General features: G+C 44.3%; 11 protein-coding genes. 6 read left to right on the top strand and 5 right to left on the bottom strand.

Going from position 1 to position 19,572, the window contains the following annotated elements; translation table 11 throughout:
• Positions 1-30: 30 nt before the first annotated feature.
• From DDT91_RS15935 to DDT91_RS15920, 4 genes are all read right to left on the bottom strand, one after another.
• Entirely contained in the window at positions 31-1,257 is a 1,227-nt protein-coding gene (locus tag DDT91_RS15935) for a sugar MFS transporter (protein ID WP_187177190.1), read from the bottom strand.
• Positions 1,258-1,510: 253 nt separating this feature from the next.
• Positions 1,511-4,828, bottom strand: a complete 3,318-nt coding sequence (locus DDT91_RS20865) for a gliding motility-associated C-terminal domain-containing protein (protein WP_187177189.1) — start codon at positions 4,826-4,828, stop codon at positions 1,511-1,513.
• Positions 4,829-5,117: 289 nt separating this feature from the next.
• On the bottom strand, positions 5,118-5,870 hold the full coding sequence (yaaA, locus tag DDT91_RS15925) for a peroxide stress protein YaaA (protein WP_187177188.1): 753 nt from the start codon (positions 5,868-5,870) through the stop codon (positions 5,118-5,120).
• Positions 5,871-5,872: 2 nt separating this feature from the next.
• The gene (locus DDT91_RS15920) at positions 5,873-11,314 is read right to left on the bottom strand and encodes a gliding motility-associated C-terminal domain-containing protein (RefSeq protein ID WP_255502152.1); all 5,442 of its coding nucleotides are present in this window, start codon (positions 11,312-11,314) and stop codon (positions 5,873-5,875) included.
• 154 nt (positions 11,315-11,468) lie between these two features.
• Between DDT91_RS15920 and DDT91_RS15915 the strand changes: the two genes are divergently transcribed.
• Positions 11,469-12,515 carry a type IX secretion system membrane protein PorP/SprF gene (locus tag DDT91_RS15915; RefSeq protein ID WP_187177186.1) on the top strand — a complete coding sequence of 349 codons (1,047 nt, stop codon included), beginning with the start codon at positions 11,469-11,471 and terminating at the stop codon, positions 12,513-12,515.
• Between the two features lie 9 nt (positions 12,516-12,524).
• Positions 12,525-13,757 carry a M48 family metallopeptidase gene (locus tag DDT91_RS15910; RefSeq protein WP_187177185.1) on the top strand — a complete coding sequence of 411 codons (1,233 nt, stop codon included), beginning with the start codon at positions 12,525-12,527 and terminating at the stop codon, positions 13,755-13,757.
• 214 nt (positions 13,758-13,971) lie between these two features.
• Here DDT91_RS15910 and DDT91_RS15905 read toward each other — a convergent pair whose 3' ends face one another.
• On the bottom strand, positions 13,972-15,396 hold the full coding sequence (locus tag DDT91_RS15905) for a Gfo/Idh/MocA family oxidoreductase (protein WP_187177184.1): 1,425 nt from the start codon (positions 15,394-15,396) through the stop codon (positions 13,972-13,974).
• Positions 15,397-15,580: 184 nt separating this feature from the next.
• Here DDT91_RS15905 and DDT91_RS15900 point away from each other — a divergent pair, with 184 nt between their 5' ends.
• The 4 genes from DDT91_RS15900 (at position 15,581) to DDT91_RS15885 (ending at position 19,569) form a co-directional block, all read left to right on the top strand.
• Positions 15,581-16,465, top strand: a complete 885-nt coding sequence (locus DDT91_RS15900; RefSeq protein ID WP_187177183.1) for a phytanoyl-CoA dioxygenase family protein — start codon at positions 15,581-15,583, stop codon at positions 16,463-16,465.
• Between the two features lie 204 nt (positions 16,466-16,669).
• On the top strand, positions 16,670-17,551 hold the full coding sequence (locus tag DDT91_RS15895) for a DUF808 domain-containing protein (RefSeq protein WP_187177182.1): 882 nt from the start codon (positions 16,670-16,672) through the stop codon (positions 17,549-17,551).
• 21 nt (positions 17,552-17,572) lie between these two features.
• A complete protein-coding gene (locus DDT91_RS15890; protein WP_255502151.1) occupies positions 17,573-18,595 on the top strand; it encodes a ThuA domain-containing protein in 1,023 nt (340 codons plus the stop codon).
• Between the two features lie 122 nt (positions 18,596-18,717).
• Complete coding sequence (locus DDT91_RS15885; protein WP_187177180.1) at positions 18,718-19,569, top strand: sugar phosphate isomerase/epimerase; 852 nt, start codon at positions 18,718-18,720, stop codon at positions 19,567-19,569.
• Positions 19,570-19,572 lie beyond the last annotated feature (3 nt).

The raw sequence follows: 19,572 nt of genomic DNA, 5'->3' as shown, positions 1-19,572 counted from the left end.
AAAAAGCAGCCCGAAGGCTGCTTTCGATACTTAGTGTGCTGCGTCTCCGGCTGGTTTTACGCCTCTTTGCCAGATGAAGAAGATGATGAATAAGACGATGAGGATTCCAGGGAACATCACCATTTTCTGTAGTGTCTCTTGACCTGCTGCAAGCTCTAGAGCATCTCCGCTCAAACCTGCCGCTCCTTGGGCTGCTCTTGCCGCATCAATCCATCCACCGATAATGGGTTGGAAGATAGCTGTGGAAAACATTCCCACCCCACCGATGATAGACATTCCAAGCGCGCCAGATAGAGGAACTCTCTGTGCCACTGCTCCTACCATTACTGGCCAGAAATAACATACTCCAATCGCGAAAATCAAGGCAGCCACGTATGCCATGGAGCCAGTCACAGTGCTAAACATAAAGATACCCACGGAAGCAAAGATGGCTCCGCCTAACAAAACCCCAGTCTGGCCCAAAGCCTTAACTACTGGTCCTGCAAAGAATCGGCCTACTGCCATTACACCGGTAGTAAGCGCCAAAATCAACATTGGGCTAGCACCGCTCTTGCTCATGATCAAGCCAACCCACTGCTGTGGTCCAAATTCGGAAATGGCGGTCAGAGCCATCGCAAAGAATAGGAAAATGAAAACAGGGCTGAACATAGCCTTGATGTTTGAGCCAACAGAAGTAACACCCTCCACGGATGGTTTTGGGAAAGTCTTTCCAAAGAAAAGTACTGCATAAGCAATGGTTGGAACCATCATCACCCATACTTGAGCTTGCCAAGTCATCCCGCCATCAGTCATAAATTTGGAGATTAAGCTTCCCAAAACGATACCTCCTGGGAACCACATGTGGAATCGATTGAGCATTTTATTCAAGGTAGTTCCAGAATACATGTCGGCAATCAAGGGGTTACATGCGGCCTCAGTACAACCATTACCAAAGCCAATAAAAAGAGTGGAGATCAATAGGGTAGTGTATCCGCCAGCATAAATCGTCAGCAAAATCCCCAAGGTATGGGTGATAAATGCAATCCGCATAATATTAGCCGGGCCTACGATATGGTAAAACAATCCCCCAAGGATCATTGAAATGGGGAATCCTAAGAACCACATGGAGTTAATAAAGCCCAACTGCTCAGCAGTGAGCCCAAACTCGGTTCCTAATTGAGGAAGGATGCCTGCTCTGATCGAGAATGAAAAGGCAGTGGTGATAAGCGCCAGACAGCTCGCGTTGAAAAGGGCGCTCCGGTTGATAGTTTGAGTCATAGAAGAGTGCTTTTTGGATTTTGGGTTGGGTTAAACTTAATATTGAAACAGCTCAAAATAGAAAAAAAATTGGATTTAGCTTTCCCGCAAAACAAAATATTCCTTGAAAGGAAAAAGTCAGGACTTGACAAACCTAAAAAATTACTATCCCAAATTATTTTAATGGGAGTCATTACAGGCTAAAGTTGATGAAGATGAGCATATAGTTGCCTAAACTTCAGCTAAATCCTTTTTAAGCAAACTCCGGTCTTTTTCATTCAATGACCAAAACGGTTCCCAGTTGTTCTTTTTTAATGTTCTTCTCTAAATTCTTATAATTTATTCGAAAAGCGTAAGATCCTGGAGGCACTTTTTGGCCATTGTAGAATCCATCCCACAGACAGGTAGATTCTTGATCAATTAAATCTAAATTTTTGCAATGGAAAATGAGATTTCCCCACTTGTTGAAAATCCATATTTCCAATTCATCCACCAGATAATTGGTATAAATGAGAAATTGTTTCCCAGAATTCCCCGGCTGAATGGCATCTGGAAATCTTAGCCTCAACTCGCATTCCTCCTGAGTGGTGAAGGTTGTTTGATACGCACAGCCTTCATCACTGAATACGATTAACTCATAATTCCCGGTTTGAAGAGGTTTGAAGGTAGGATTAGAAGAAACTAAATTTCCTTCAAAGTACCATTCATAGGAAGCAAATCGTCCAGGATCGAGGGTAGGAGCGATTTCATAGCGAGGACAGATGAGATATGTTTCCTCTAGTTGAGGCCGTACTTGATCCGTGCTTCTGATGACCAAGGTTTGGTCTTGGCCGACAAGACAGTTGAATGGGTTGAAAAGGCGGACTTCATAGGTTCCTTCCTCAAAAGCCAAAATTTCCTTTTTGTCGGTTTCATTTAGGAGCTGCCTAGTGTTGTTGCTTAGATCTGTAAACCACCACTGAATAGTCTGAACAGGTTCAAAATCGGCTGCCACACGAAGTGAAGCATTGGGTTGATCAGGACAAAGCGGGTTGGCCTCAATTTGTGTGTCAACCTGAAGTACCGGTATGGGGACTGTAAAGGTTAGATTTTGATTTTTGCAGGGAATAGACCCAGAGGGTTGAACTTCCAATTGGAAGTTACCATAGGTAGAAGTGAAAAGAGTAGATGAGGTTGAAACTAATGTTCCCGAAGGATCAAACCAAAAGAAGTCCACTTCAGAAGGGGAGTAGTTTGTTACCTGAGCTTGATATTCATAGGTTCCGTCACAGGCTAAACTCACCAGCTCAGCAGAAAATTGAACCGGAGGATTTATAGTCACTACAAAGGTCTTCTGTTCGGGACATTCAGGTCCTTTTGGGTCCGTATCAAAGCCTAGCAGCGTATATGATCCATCCTGATCCAGAGTAAAAGGCTCATTCCAGTTTTTTGTAACTTCATTTCCGTCTGGATAGGTAAGCTTGAAAGTCAGTGGCTTGGGAGATTGGGGTACCAATTCATATGGGTCACAAATCGATAAATCTCCCGGAATCTGGAAGTCCACCTTTTCCAAAATCAGATCCATTTTGATTGAGCCTCTACCGAGTTCACAGTCCTTTCCAATAGATGGAATTCTACTGAATACTGCCGCTTCATAACTTCCCTCTTCTTCTACAATCACTTGTTTCAAATTTTTGAATTGAGGCAGATCTTCAATGTTGCCCAATTCATCATAGCGACGCCACTCGATATCGGTGACCTCTTCAGGGAAGGTGGTGCTAAGGTCAATAATCGCCCTTGGTCCATATTCACAGAGTTTGGTAGCCTCTAAGGTGACATCCACTGAAAGGACAGGTTTCTTAGCAAGAAATTTTTTAGGAGCTATGGGGCAAGCTTCGCTGTTGGCCGGTTGTACTTCCAAGGAATATTCTCCAAAAGCAGTAGGAGGAAGAAAAAGAGTTTGCCCGGTCCCTATTATTTCCTCCCGTTCATTCCTCCAATAAAAAAGGACTTCTGAAGGGTCTCGACTGAAGATATTGGCCTTATAACTTCTGTTGCCTATAATACAATCCTCACTGGTTAATTCTATTTCAAAGTCTACCGGATCAATTAGATTTACTTTGAAACTCTTCTGAGTAGGACAGATATCATTTTGATTAGGAATAAATCCTGTCAGTTGATATTCTCCAGCTTGATCTATTGTGAATTCTTCTCCGGCTTTTTTTATTTCAGAAGTTCCGTCAGGTTTGACTAGTTTGAACTCTAAAGCCTGCTTGGTATTTGGAGTAAATTGAAATGATTGACAAATGTTGATCTCTTCAGGAATTTCGAATGCTGTCAACTCTTTACCAGGAATTTCCAACTCCTCTTTCCAAGGCAGTATGCAGTCTTCGGATTCAGAATAGATTTCGAAAAAGTATTTTCCTCCTCCTATTTCTACAATAAATTCAGCAGAATTCGGTAAAGCCTCATTTTTTGCCACTCCACCTTTTTCATTAATTATCCGATAAAACACATCGGTTGTGGGGACACTTTTCAAGGTTACTTTGAAAGAACCGGGATTTTTCCCGTTATCTGTACAGGATTCTCCTGTAATATCAGATACCTCAAAATCAAGTGAAGGAGGGCGATTGTTCAGAGGTACTACGGATCCAATGGAATTGGAACATGATCCCAAAAAACCAATGAGATTATAGGTCCCGGATTTCAAATTTGGAATTTCAATGAGATCTCCTGCTGAAAAAGGCCCAATGGATATTCCGGTATCCTCCAAATTGATAAAGTCCAAGTCAGTCTGAGCTTTTATGGTCAATTTTCCATCCTCCGCCAAGCAATCACTGGCTCCTTCCGAAGACTCAAATACAAAAATTGGCTGAGGATTATAGTTGAAAATTACCTTCTCCTCAGGGGTGCATGAAGGGTTTTCGGTATTTTCGAGCAGGAAGGACAATTCATAATCCCCAAAATCTGTCAGGTCTTCAGCTGGGTTGATTTGAATGGAATTTCCCTTTCCTAAAGATTTTTTTGAGGGTGATCCTGTTTTTTGGACAAACCATTCTCCTGACAAAGAGGGAACAGTTTCGAAAGAAAGCTCACCTCCAACGCAGACTGTTGATGCTGAACCTTGAATAGAGAAGGAGGATATGTTCGTTGCTACAGTTTTTATCTCGTGTTCACAGGCTTTTTCACCACTCGAATTGGTCAGGAAAAAGCGAACGGTATATTCACCGTCTTGATTGATAGTTAGGGTATTAGAATTGCTTACAATTGCACCTGTTTGATCTTCCCACTCAAATTGATACGATGAAAAATTGCTACTGGTAGGATCAATAGCTGTGAGTGTGAGGCTTTGACTGGAACAAATCAGGTACTCATTTTCAAGGGTAATTTTAGGAGCAGAAACCACCTGTACCGGTTTGGTGAATTTTCCGATCGACAATCCTCCACGGGTAACCTCCAGTTCGATGGTATGGTTGCCGTTTTGGATATAGGTGACCGTGATGTTTGGGAAAGCTCCCGGTCCACGGGAAAAAAGCAATTCATTAGAGGGGCCAAAAACTTTCCAGGAATATAAATCTGTTGCCGGATTTCCTCCCCCGGAGTACGATCCCACCACTGTCCCAAAAACATTGCAAACAAGTCCAGGTCCAGTGAGGGCTGGGACAGAGATTGTTGTTAATTCTATTTCTCTGCGGTTTTTTGACCAGCTCTCAGGAATGTTCCAAGAGGAAAGCGCTACTATCACTGGTAGCGACAGAAAAAAAAATAGGAAGTTAATATGTGTGTTGAAAGATTTCAATTTGTGAAAATACCTGGATTACAGGTCTCTAAGCTACCTAATTTTACCGCTCTTGAAAAATAAAAAGAGCCAAGCTCCAGAAAGCATTGGCTCTTTCATCTTTTTATCTGATAAACACCCAATCTAATGGAGTACTCATCCCCTCTGAATATTCATAACCGGACTCTGTAAATGTTTTTAGTTGTTGGGGGTCGGTTAATTTGTTTTTTATGGCGAAATTAGTCATCATCCCTCTGGCCTGCTTCGCAAAAAGACCTATTACTTGATAAGTCCCGTTTTTGAATTCTTTAAAGTGGATGTTAATTACAGGAATTTTTAAGGTTTTTTGGTCTACCGCTTTAAAATACTCTTGGGAGGCAAGGTTAACTAAGGGGCTTCCTGATGCAGCTTCATTAAGCGCTTTGGCAATTTTGCTACCCCAATACTCATACAGGTTATTCCCTTTTTTTGTCTCTAGCTTGGTGCCCATTTCCAACCGGTAAGGCTGTATCAAATCGAGAGGTTTCAGTAAACCATAGAGCCCAGAAAGGATCCGTAGGTGATTTTGAGCAAATTCGAAATCATCCTCAGTGTAATTTTCCACTTCAATTTTGGTATAGACATCCCCTTTGAAAGCTAATAGGGCCTGTTTTGAATTCTCAGGGGTAAACTCCGGTTGAAAAGTTTTGTAACGTTCCTCATTAAGGACAGCCAGACTATCGCTGATGTGCATGAGCTGTGAAATTTCTGATGCACTTTTTTTCTTCATCACGTTGACCAGGGCTTTAATATCTGAAGCAAAGTCCGGGTGGGTAAATTCTGAATAATTGGGAGTACTGTAATCCAGGGTTTTAGCTGGAGAAATGACAATCAACATACTTATTGGATAATCGTAATCGCTTTGGTTTCGGATTGGGTGAGATTTTGCTCACGTGAGGTAAACCTTACCACTACGGCATATGTTCCATTCGGTACAAATTTTCCGTTTACTATTCCATCCCAAGGGCAGAAAGGCTGTCTGGGTTCTAGATTTTGGTGTTCACAGTAAAAGATCAATTCTCCCCATCGGTTGAAAATAAAGACCTCTACCTCATCAATGTATTCATTGGCATAGAGGATGAAGTTACGATTGGGGTCACCCAAAACTACTCCGTTAGGATAGGAAACTCGTAATCTGCAATCTTCAACTACCGTGAACGTGGCAATGTATTCACAACCCAGGTTATCAGAAACCCGAAGTTCATAATTTCCAGGCTTGGTTGGGGTGAAAATCGCATCTTGGGACACTTCTTCTCCATCTAAAATCCAAGAGTAATTATCATAATCCCCAGGATTGATACTTAAGGTGTTTCCTTCCACGGCACAGATGGTCACTTCTTGTGTCGGGACTACCGGCGGGATAATCGTAGATTGAACTACCAATCCGTTTGCTCGTCCCAATTCACAGCCAAATTCGCTTCGAATAAGTGCTTCATAAGTTCCTTCCTGGCTTACCTCTATAGATGGAAGATTATCAAATTGCGGCAGTCGGTTTCGTGTACCATTCACCACAAAAAACCATTCGATCTCAGCAACTTTAGTCAAATCAGTAACCACATTGATGGTCGTGGAAGATTGGTCGACACAGAAAGGCACTACCTCTAGGCTGACTGATACCGGATCAGAAAGTGTTTTAGCCTCAAAGGAGATCTTTTGTGTCGGGCATAAACCACCGGCGGCAGGTTGCACTTCAAGGGAATAGGTACCGTCTCTACTGGGAACAAACGTCTGTCTTCTTCCCACAATCACTCCCAATTCATCTCTCCAAAGGAATACCACGTCTTCTGGGAGGGCATTATTCAAAATGGCTTCAAATTGTACTCCAGTCTGACAATTTACAATCGGAGGCGATACCTCAAAGTCGATAGGCTCACTGATTGTGACATTCATCTGGATTTCCTTAGGGCAATCTACAGTATTGGGATCTTCTCCTCTCATGGTATAGGTACCTGATTGGGTGATGGTAAAGATGCCGTTAGACCCGGGATTGACGACAACTCCTGCAGAATTGGTCAGTGTGTAATTCAATGGATTTGGACCCGTAGGAGAGAAAGAAAATTCCTCACAGGCAGTGACATTCGAAGGAACTGAGAATACTACCTCAAACTTTTGTGCAATTGTATAAACTGTATTGTCAGGAATACTGCAGCCGGATGGATCCTTAATCTCGATTAAGTAGTCACCATAGGGAACGGCCACGCTGAATGAAGGTAGAGCAGGAAGTGGTCCTGTAAAAACTTGTCCATCCCCTTGTCTTACAATAGTATATGTGCCGGATTGTGATGTGCCAGAGGTAAAAGTGATCTGAATAGCACCCGGATTCACTCCAGTAGTAGAGCAAACCTCGTCTGTGGTGGAAACTGTAAATGCAAACTGGGCTGGAGGATTTAGATTTTCCACCGTGACGGATGCTGAATAGAAGCATCCGGTCGCATTTTCTGCCTCAATGGTATAAAGCCCCGGAAGTACGCCGGTTACTGGAATGACATCACCTGCAGATGCATTGTTGAACGTAAGTCCCAGTTCTGTAACCCTGATTACCGAAGCCGGAGCTTGAACGTTTATTTCAAATGCTCCATCTGCTGTTGCACAATCTGTTGCAGGGTTGGTAGGATTAGGGACAAAAAGAGGGAGTTCATTTACCAAGAGATTGAGTTTTTTCTCAATCGTACAGCCTGGCAAAATGGGATCTTCTGCTACAAAGATGATCTCGTACTGACCTGGGCCTGGAAGGTTGTTGACAAAAAGCTCAAGTTCGAAAAACTCTCCAAGGGCCACTCGTGTGCCGCTCGCATTTAGTTCATAAAACCACTCGCCTGTAATAGGAGTATCCGGGGCAAAAGTCACCGAAGTTTCCTCATAGCAGACTTCCTGTGCAGTTTGGGTCAAATCAAATTCAAAGGCAGGTCCTACAAAGATTTCGGCGGTAGATGGGCAGTTTTCAAAAAGAAGCGCCTCGTCAGCAGAAAGGCCTGCTGGAAGACGGTAACTTACCTGAACTCTGTAAATGCTTTCCTCATCCACCGTAATGGAGTTGGAGTTTTCATCTCCAATTAGTTGACCGGCCGCATTGGTCCAGCGGAAATCATATAATCCATCGGTTGGGTCATAACCATCAATTGCAGTCAGTGTAACCGGGTTTCCCGCACAAAGCGTAGCGTCAGAGGCCAAAGTTAAAGCTGGTGGCGCCACCACCTCGATCTCACCCTCTGCTGTGAAGTATCCTATTTCGTCACACCTGTCTACTCTGAGTTCTACCGTATATTTTCCAGGTCGGTTAAAAATTTCTTCTAAAGATTGAAACTGATCACCTGGACCTCCATAAGCATTTCGAATGACCGTACCATCTTCATGGGTAATGGTCCAGAAATAAGAATCTATGTCTGGTTCACCTCCACCTTCCAAAAGGGCTCCTGCGCCAAGTACAGGGTCGAGACAAAGTCTTGTAGGAATGGATAAGGACGGTTCTGGGATGGAACTGCCTGAATTTTGAACAAAAGAAGGAAGTCCCAGATTCGCGGTACCAGGCATGGGTTCAACTGCATCTTGGTTGAATGTACTGCTTGCTGTACAACCAGTACCGACTTGGATTTGTCCGATTCGATTGTCGCCTACTACAGCCACATAGATTTGTCCATCTGAGGCAATCTGTAGTGCTCCCAGATTTAGCCCGGCTGTGCCTCCCACCTGTTTTTTAGTGGATAAGATACAGGCCTCACGCTGAGCTCTGGTGCTGGCTCCTGCAAAGCAAGCAGGACAGGCGGAAGCATTGGGGTCGTCATTATCCACTGCCTTGATAATGAACTCCTCGATGCCCGGACCTCCATTTCGGTAGGAGACTAAAATCCGGTCGGAATCTTGAGAAAACTCCAGTCCATACACGTTTCCATTGCATCCAAGATTTAGACGGGCATATTCAGTCAATTTTCCGGTACGCTGATCAAATTCAAAGATTTCTGCACGATTACATCCTCCTTCAGAAATGGTTACGGCCAACTTGGTTCCGTCTGGGCTGAATTTCATGGCTCCTACCCCGGAATTAAACCCATGATTGCTGCCTACCGAACTGATCACAGGCTGACCAATGCCATTGACGGAGACAGGATAGGCCCTGAAGGAATTATTGCCCAATTCGTGAAACATCACCCAAGTGGTATCTCCAGAGGTTAGGGCTGCACTCTGTTCAGTAGATGGACTGAAAAGGAAATTATTTTTGGTGACCACATTTCCCACTCCGGTCAAATTTTCAGATTTGATGTCTACCAAAGAATAGCTCACCGTGTTTGATCCATTGGCAGACGCCTGAGTGGTGAATAAATAAAATAATGTAGGCTGAGTCGGCACTCCAACCGCAATGACGGATTGGCTGGCTGTGTTGTCGCCACCGATATCCTCACCGTTTTGCATCAGGTCCCCATTCAAATCCCAAACGGATTGTCCATCTGTGAAAAACAGAACTTGACCGGCTTGATCGGAAATGGTGGTAGTTCCTGCAGGGATATTTTGGGGATGCCTTTGTTCGATCGGCCTTGGAACCGGTGCATTCTCATCGTCAGGGTCGGGATTAAAATCCAATCCGGCTCCATCACCAAAGTACCAAATGTTATTCGTCTGGTCAGGGACGTCCCACATTTTTACCCGTACCTCTGCATAGGCATAACAGGAGGAACCGGGTTCACGAACCAAAACCCAATACAAACCAGGGCGGCAGACTTCATTTGGTTCTTTTCCAATCCAGCCTCTATCCCGTTTATTTGACCAAAAATACTCATAGTTACTTCCTCCTCCAGTTGGAGGCGCTTCTCCATCACTTCCCGCTGCTTGAGCCTGCAAAAAGCCTTCTATATCGATGCAGGATTCACAAATGGTAGTATCAGAAGGGTTGAAATTTGCCTCCAAGTTGTTTTCTTTTAGAGGGATGTCTTTGGTTACCTCTTTTTTTGTTCCATCTGCAAATTCTACAGTCAATTTGACCGAAATGCTGGTCCCCTGAGCGGCATCCTGTGGTACCAGGAAGTGCTCTTGCTTATAGTCAGCAGGCAACGGATTCCCATCTGAATCGGTCAATGGAGGATTGAACTCCCAATTGAATGATACTGGCCTGTAGTTTTGAGGAGTAATTTCACTGGTCAGTTGGACCGGATTATTGGAGCAGGGTTCTTCGGGATCCCAAGTAAAATCCACGGTGGGCTCGATATCCGCATTGGGAGCAAAGACAGGGAATATGGTTCCGCAAAAATCAGTTCCATTGAAAGGGTCTTCTTCCACCACCACAAGATTGAGGTCCGGTTCATTGGGGTTGGTAACTCTTCCAATCAACTGAGGACCCCCTGGTACTTCTTCATAAATGTAATACAATTGGCCATCCGGACCTGCTTTGACATCATACACCTGATGTAATCCAGCCGTAAGTGGGATTTCTTCTGGTGTTGCGCCGAGATTGTTGGTGGGTACCCGAAAAAGCTGATTACCTCGGGAGAAATAAATGAATTCACTATCCGGTGAAAATTCTGCTCCTTGGAGGGCTTCAGTTCCACCGGAATTTTCGATGGGTTCTGGACTGCCAAAATTGCCTGAAGCAGTATCGAATGATACGACAAGCAGGTCATCCCCGGGGTTTTCAGGAATGAGTATTAATCTTCCGTTTGCTTCATCGAATACAATACCTTTGGGAGTAAAAGGTATTCCTTGGGTATCAGTTGTGGTGAAGTCTCCTTCTGAGGTTCCAAATCTTCTTGAAATCAAATTTCCTCCCGCAAAGCTGATCAAAAAAGAGGGGGAGGACGGGGTTTTTACTACCAAAAGAGCGCCTTGTCCTGGTCCTATCGACTGGTTTTTGGATGTAATTTCTCCTAGAGGTCGTTCATTGCCTGCGGCTTGACCTGGAGCATTCATGTCTACTACCGCATAGTTTAATTGCCCACCGGGAGTGAGATAGAAAATATAGAAAAGTTTATTTCCATTTGGGTTATATTCTAAGAAACCTGTAGCTACGGTTTGTCTGCCATCGAAATTTCCATTTAATCCGGGAGCACTACCTTCTATCGGACTGCCACTAAAATCATAAACCAGCTCTCCATTGGTGTAGAATAGAGGCTGTCCGGTAATTGGGTCAATCGCAATGGCATTGTTGTTTTTTCCTATGATAACGGATCCAGGTAAAGTTTGAACATTTGCAGTACTTCCTTTGCCAAACGACAGGTAACTGTTATCTCCTGTGCCACAATTTCCAAAGATCCATTCGTTATCGTTGAAGCCTTGAGCCAATGAAAAAGTGCTCATTCCAAATACAATAAGGAAAAGGAAGCTGGCAAAAATTAAATTGAACCTTATGTAATTCGGGCTGCTTTTCATATTTTTCGAACTGCTTCTTAAAACAACGTGGAAGGCGATTCGTTTAGAAGCTGACTGAATATTCAAATAAACGAACAAATCCTTGTTACGGTCTCTACTGGTTTTGGTTTTTTTTGCGGCGCTGTGGTTTACCTCAGTGACTAGTGGATTTTCCCAAGATCCGCAATATAGTCAGTATTATGCCGCTCCTCTTTATCTAAATCCCGCTATGGCTGGTGGAGAGCTGACCGGAAGAGTAGGTTTTAATTACAGAAATCAGTGGCCATCCATCGATGCTCAGTTTACGACATTTTCTGCCTATTATGATACCTATCTTCCGGACTACAATAGCGGTATTGGTATCCATGTCATGCAGGATACGGAAGGTGCGGCTAAATTGAGGTCTACTTCTATATCTGCGCTTTATTCCTATGAGTTGAAATTGGCTGACAACGTGTATTTCAGACCGGGATTTCAAGCTTCCTACATCAGAAGGGAAATAGGATTTTATGAAAACCTGGTTTTTGCAAATCAGATTAATCCAACAGATCCATTTGGTCCACTACTTCCAGGTTCCGATATCCCTGGGCTAGGCGATCCGGTCAATATGCTTTCTCTCTCAGTCGGAGGGTTATTTTTTACAGAGAATGCTTGGGCTGGAATTTCTGCCCATCATGTCAATGAGCCAAATCAATCTTTTATTGATGGGGTGAGTCCTTTGCCCATGAAGCTTTCCTTTCATGCGGGATATCGAATTTCTCTTGGTGAGGGAAGCATGCGGGGTGATTTCACCCACCTGAGAAAACAGCGATATTTTACTCCTACCATTAATTACAAACGCCAAGGTCCTTTTGAACAATTGGATTTGGGTGCTTATTTCTATGTGGAGCCCATCGTATTTGGACTTTGGTATCGAGGACTACCCTTTAAACCCGTCGAAAGTCAAAGTAACCGAGATGCGATCGTCATGATGGTTGGGTTAAACCTGCTCAGTGGACTCAATATCGGTTATAGCTTTGATTATACTGTCTCACAATTGGGAATACAATCCGGTGGAGCGCATGAGCTTAGCCTTTCTTGGACGCTACCAAATAGCTATCAGGGAAAACCTTCTCGAAGGGACACCATCCTGCCTTGTCCTAAATTCTGATTTCCAAGTATGAGTGTTGAGAGTTTGAAATACCTGCTGGTCGGGGTGTTGGTTTTTGGATATTTGGTGAGAAAAACGCTGGGCTACCTCAATGTCAAAAATCCCATTCCCAGGGTTCCGGATACCTTATCGGAGTACCTTAGTTATTCCAAACTCCAAGAATCTAAGGCCTATCAACGGGAAAATTTCCTTTTCAAATTCATCGCCGGAACATTCTCCTTTTTGATAACCCTGCTTTTTATCACCCAAGGTTGGTTTGGAGCTATTGATACCTGGGTTGGGGAATTTGGGTTTCAGCCTCTGCTTAAGTCTTTGGTCTTTTTTGGGATTGTTTTCGTGGGGTCTGATATTCTTAGCCTTCCCTTCGACTACTATGCCACCTTTGTGATTGAGGAGAAATATGGATTCAATAAGACGACGGTAAAAACTTTTTTCTCAGACAAGATTAAAGGGTATCTGCTATCCATACTCGTAGGTGGTGGTCTGCTTTTGGTTTTTCTTTGGCTTATCCACCAGATGGGGAAAGATTTTTGGTGGCAGTTTTGGCTGGTCGCGATAGTCTTTATGGTTCTGGTGAATTTGTTTTACACCGCATGGATTCTTCCTCTATTCAACAAACTCACTCCGCTTGCTGATGGAGAATTGAAGCATAAAATCATGCATTATGCAAAATCAGTAAAGTTTCCTTTGGACAATATTTTTGTCATGGATGGCAGCAAAAGATCCTCCAAGGCAAACGCTTTTTTCTCAGGATTTGGCAGAAGGAAAAAGGTGGTGCTCTATGATACTTTGCTGGAACAACATCCCCCAGATGAATTGGTGGCTGTGCTGGCTCATGAAATAGGACATTATAAGAAAAAACACATTGTTTGGGGTATGCTGGCAGCCGTACTTCAGGTGGGCTTGATGCTTTTTTTGCTCGCTCAGTTTATTTTTTCTGAGAATATGAGTTTTGCTCTCGGAGGGAAGGCTTGGTCAGCGGAGTTGAATATCATCGGCTTTACGATGCTGTTTGCTCCCATATCCATGATTTTGGGAATTGGGATGAACTGGTTAAGCCGCAAGAATGAGTTTGAGGCAGATGCCTTTGCAAAACAAACCTTTGAAGGCAAGCCTTTGGCTGAAGCTTTAAAAACCCTTTCCGTTAAAACCCTCAGCAATATCAATCCTCACCCTTGGTATGTTTTTGTGAATTATTCGCATCCTCCTTTGTTGGAAAGGTTGGAGCGATTGGAGAAGTGAAGTTCGTGGATTGGAAAATTTTTGATCGTACCTTATTCTCCTCTAGTTTCTTTTTTATTTCAAAAGGCCTTTGAGCAAGACCAGATTTTTACCTTAAAATCAAAAAACCGCCAGATTACTCCAGCGGTCTTAGTTAGTTGTGTATCTAAGTCTTGATACTTCCGTCCAGCTACTTACTACTCAAAACTGGTTTCTTGCATCTCCAGTCTTGCTTCTAGACTCGATAAAACTCCTCCCATCCCTTTCTCGGTGGCATACCAGCCAAAACCTGATTGGCAAGAGGATTATTGGTGATCTGACGCGTTTCCCTGTCAAATTCCAACTTCACTCCCATCTGCTGAGCCATGACACCTAAGCAGAATACCTGACTCAGTGGGCCGGCTATTTCAAATGGAGATCTGGTTTTTTCTTCTCCTTTGCAGGCCTTCAGGAAGTTGGCAAAGTGATTGGAAGGACTCTGAGGTACTTCCGGAAGCTTGGATTCCCATTCTTTGGCTTTTTCCGCCGGAATGATGGAAAGTGTGCTTCCGTGCGAACCTCCCTTAAAGGTGAGCTCTTTACTGTAAATGATTTTTCCGGGATTCAACTTGGCAGGTTGAATCTGACCATTGCTTGGAGGCGGGATGTTTGGATCGAGTTCGGAGACTCCATATCCATCCGGAACAGCCGGGATATTGTCCAAGCCATCATACCATGTGATGGTCAGTGGAGGCATAGCACCCCGTGCCGGGAATTTGAATTCCAGAGTAGTGGACATGGGGAAGAAAAACATGTTGTGTCCGCTGAGCTTGACGGGATTGATTTCATAAGGCAATCCTAAGTCCAGAAATTCATGTGCCGTGTCAATGATATGTGCTCCCCAATCGCCTAAAGCGCCCATACCGAAATCGTACCAGCAGCGCCATTGCCCGTTGTGAAAATCTTTGTGATAGCCGTGAGGCTGGGCTTGGCTTAACCAAACATCCCAATCCATAGTGGAGGGAACAGGCTCTGGGGTCGGAAATTTGGAAATATTGGGATCCCATCCATGCCAGCGGCGACGGCTGTTCATATGCGCGGTGATGGCTGTGACATCTTTGATGATTCCGGCTTCTTTCCAGGTTTTGAATTGGAAATAGTTTCCTTCAGAGTGGCCCTGATTCCCCATTTGGGTGGCCAGTTTGGGGTATTTTTTTGCGGCAGCCATCATCAGGTCTACTTCCTGAAATGTGCGGGCCATGGGTTTTTCCACGTACACATGTTTTCCTTCAGCCAAGGCCATCATGGTCGCAGGGAAATGGGAGAAATCAGGGGTTGCAATACTCACTGCGTCAAATTCACCGCCGATTTCATCAAACATCTTTCGGAAGTCCTGATATTTTTTCGCCTTGGGAAACATATTCATTACTTCCAAAGTCTGCTGTCCGCCCATATCCACATCACAAAGGGCGACAATGTTACACAGGCCGGTTTTATCTAGGGCTTTGATGATTTCATTTCCACGGTTGCCTATACCGATGCAGGCTAGATTCACTTTATCAGATGGTGCAACGTAGCCCATGGATTTTCCAAGGACAGCAGGAGAAATCAAGGTGAAGCCCGAAAGTCCCAAAGCGGCAGTGGCTCCGGTTTTCAGAAAGTCTCTTCTATTGGTGGACATGTTTTTGGTGATTTTGGGGTAAGGACATCAGAATTTTTACTCACCTAATCTACCGAACACCTCTGAGAATTTTGGTAAATAGGGAGAAAATCAACGGAAACCATTTCGGAATAGAAATTTCCCAAAGGGGTCGCCTTCCATTTCAAATTTGTCTATCTTTTCCTAGCTAAATCTACCCTTACCTATGAAAGACCTGGCCGATTTTCATCATCCGATTACGGATCTTTTTGTTCAACCCAAAACTGCCTCGGATTGGGATCAATACCGGATCAGCAAAGAGCAGGTAGAGTTTTTTCACGAAAATGGATACTTGGCTGATATCAAGTTATTGGACGAGAAGCAAATTGAAGTGCTCAAAAAAGCATTGGACGAAGTGATGGATCCCAAGCATCCTTTGCATCACCTTTTTCATGAATTTCACAGTAATGAATCGGCCGATCCAAACACCGTTCTTTTCCATTCATTGGGTCATTGGCGGATTGCGGAGGCATTTCACGACGTGATCTGGAATCCTGCCTTTCGGATGGTTGCCAGTCAGCTTTTGGGAGACCGTCCGGTTCGTTTCTGGCATGATCAGCTTTTCTGTAAGCCGGCGCATCATGGAGGAGTGGTGGCTTGGCATCAGGATTATAGCTATTGGACCCGTACGGTGGAGATGCAGCATTTGACCTGTTGGTGTGGATTGGATGATGCTACCGAAGAAAATGGCTGCCTGCAGTACGTACCGGGATCGCACCGTTGGGGTTTACTCGAAAAGCCTGCTTTGGCCGGGGCCATGGATGGCTTGATGGCCATGCTCAGTGAAGAACAAAAAGCCCACTTCAAACCTGTCGCTATCCCATTAAAAGCAGGACATGCGGCATTCCATCATCCTCTACTGGTTCACGGAAGCTATGCCAATTATTCTCCACGATCAAGAAAGGCTTTTGTGCTCAATGTTTTTGCAGATGGGACCATTTCCAATACCGACGAACCTTTGCTTGCGGGAGTTCCGGTAATACCTAAAGGGGAGAAAATGGGAGGTAAATTCTTTCCTTTGATTTTTGATCCAAAAGAATGTAGAAACTAAAAGTTTTCAATAGGGAAATAGTCGTAGTGGATGAAGTAATGATTCTTCGGATTTATTCACTTCTATAATTGTTGAAAAGCCCAACTTCTTTTTAGTTTCGTAGCCCCTCACTAACCTTTGCTTCCAAATGGTACTATTGAAGAGAAAGAGGTTTGGGTGATGGGAAAAAAATGTCGTAATTCTTAAATCGTATTTAACCCAAAAATGGCTTCCGGACTATTTGCTCTTCTAGATGATATTGCCTCTGTCATGGACGACGTGGCTACCATGACCAAGGTAGCTGCAAAAAAAACCTCAGGTATTTTGGGAGATGACCTGGCTGTGAATGCTGAAAAAGCTTCTGGCTTTGTTCCTGACCGGGAACTGCCTGTGCTTTGGGCGATTTCCAAAGGGTCTTTTGTCAATAAGCTGATTATTTTGCCCGTTGCATTTTTGCTCAGTGCTTTTGCACCTGTGGTGGTGACGGTTATTTTGGTACTCGGAGGATTATATCTGGCCTATGAAGGTGCTGAAAAGATTTTAGAATGGATCATCCCTCACGCCCCTTCCCATGAAAAAATCAATCTTGAAGAAGAAATCACTCCTTATCAGGTAGTGGCTCATGAAAAAAAGAAAATTCAATCCGCCATTACTACCGATTTTATCCTTTCGGTTGAGATTGTCATTATTGCCATGAGCACAGTAGTGGATAAGCCGCTTTCCACACAGATTCTGGTTGTATCGCTTATTGCCTTGCTTGCTACGGTGGGTGTATATGGATTGGTGGCATTGATTGTCAGAATGGATGAGTTTGGCTACAAACTGATTGCACTCAACCCGGAGGATAATACCATTTCTGATAAGATTGGACGACTTTTGGTAAAAGCTTTGCCGGTTTTGATTCGCATTATTTCATTTGTTGGAACGATCGCGTTGCTTTTGGTTGCAGGGGGGATTTTTTCTCATAACATTGACTTTTTCCATCATTTGCTTCCGACTTGGCCAGAAATAATCAAAGATTTTCTAATTGGCCTAGGGGTCGGGATAGTGATTCTCATTCCGATTCTTATTTTTAGCAAAATCAAATCCAAATCAGGGGCTTCCTGATAAGTAAATAACCCCATGCCTATGCGACCGTCTTTTGCTTCCATTCGCGTTTTTTTCTTTTTTGTTTTCCTTGGCCTCCATTTCCTGGCATGCGCCCAAAATGGGGTGACTTTCCTTCAGTTTGAAGGCAAAGAAGGTCCTGGCAATGGAAAGCATATTGTCTTGGTGGCCGGCGACGATGAGTACCGCTCTGAGGAATCCATGCCCATGCTGGCCAAGATTCTTTCTTCTCGCTACGGATTCAAGACGACCGTCCTGTTCCCTATCGAACCTGCTACCGGGAACGTGGTTCCCAATTATCAAAACAACATTCCGGGACTAGAGCATTTGGAAACAGCTGATCTGATGATCATGCTGATCCGATTCCGTGAACTCCCTGATGAGCAAACCAAGCATATCGAAAACTTCCTCAAGGCAGGTAAACCCATCATAGGCCTGCGTACTTCTACCCATGCTTTTGCCTATCAGAAAAATAAAACCTCTCCTTTTGCCAAGTGGACTTGGAACAGCAAGGAGGCCGGTTGGGAAAAAGGTTTTGGGAAGCGCATTTTCGGAGAAACCTGGGTCAATCACCATGGCATCCATGCCAAGGAAGGTTGCCGAGCGCTAATTGATGGGGTGCAGGAAATGAATGATCACCCCATCTTGCGCGGTGTCAACGACATCTGGGTACCTGAAGATGTCTATGGTATTCAGTCGCTTCCTGAAAATGCCACCGTCCTCCTTCACGGGCAATCCACTGCTGGCATGGATGACAAGGCGCCTGTGATGTGGGAAAAGTCGGTCATGCCTATTGCCTGGACCAAGCCCTATCAGCTCGAAGGCGGAAAGCAGGGATTGGCTTTTGCCTCTACCATGGGTTCTTCTATGGGATTTCAAAGTGAGGATATGAGAAGATTGGTAGTCAATGCCTCCTTTTATCTTTTGGGAATGGGAGAAGGCATTACTCCCGAAATGTCCATGGATGTCGTAGGAGAGTACAAACCGACCATGTTTGGCTTTGATACCTTTAGGAAGGGAATGAAGGTTGGGGATTTTAAGTGATCGAAGTCTTCATCATTCGGTATTCGGAGTTCACTATTCCAACTTTTTTAATTTCGAATATCGAACGCTCAATGTCTAAAACCGAAGTTTTCAAGATTTATGTCAATCGATAAGTTTGTGAAATGAACAAAATAGGATTTAATGTGCTGGCTTGGTCAGCAGAGATTTCGGAAAATTTGTTTCCCATTTTGGACCGTCTGAAGGCCATCGGCTATGATGGCGCGGAATTTTTTATCGGAGGCACAGATGAAAGAGTCTGTCGGGCCGTAGGTGATCATTGCAAAAATATCGGTCTGGAAGTGACTACCGTGACCGTAATGGGACCTGATGAAAATCCGATCTCTCCCGATCCGAAAGTGAGGGAAAAGGCCAAAGAAAAGCTCCTTTGGATCCTTGACCGAGCTGCAGATTTAAACTCTCAAGTGCTCTGCGGGCCGTACCATTCTGCTTTTGCCACCTTTGCCAGCCGTGCCCCTATCGAGGACGAATACAATTGGTCTGCCGAAGTACTTCACTCGGTGGCTGATCATGCCCAAAAGCTCGGAGTCCTGATGACACCTGAGGCGCTTAACCGCTTTGAGTGCTACCTCGCCAATACTATGGAACAACTGGACTTCCTGCTTGCCAAGGTCAATCATCCGAACGTTCAGGCGATGTTTGACACGCACCATGCCAATATGGAGGAGAAAAAGCTGGGGGCAGCTATCGAGCAAATCGCTCCGAGATTAGGTCACTTCCATATCTCCGAAAACGACCGCGGCACTCCGGGTTCAGGTCATGTACCTTGGGATGAGACCTTTGCTACCCTGAAAAAAGTAGGATACAATGGCTGGCTGACCATCGAAGGATTCACCCGAAACGACCCAGCTTTTGCCAACTCAATCGGGGTTTGGAGAGAGTTCTCTGCTCCTTGGGATATGGCCGAAAATGGCTATAAGCTGATCAGAGAAATGGGGGAGAAATATAGATTATGATGG

The organism is Algoriphagus sp. AK58 (genome assembly GCF_014324365.1).
Taxonomy (GTDB): Bacteria; Bacteroidota; Bacteroidia; order Cytophagales; family Cyclobacteriaceae; genus Algoriphagus.
The sequence above is the reverse complement of the archived record's forward strand: the minus strand, read 5'-3'. Positions and strand labels throughout refer to the sequence as shown.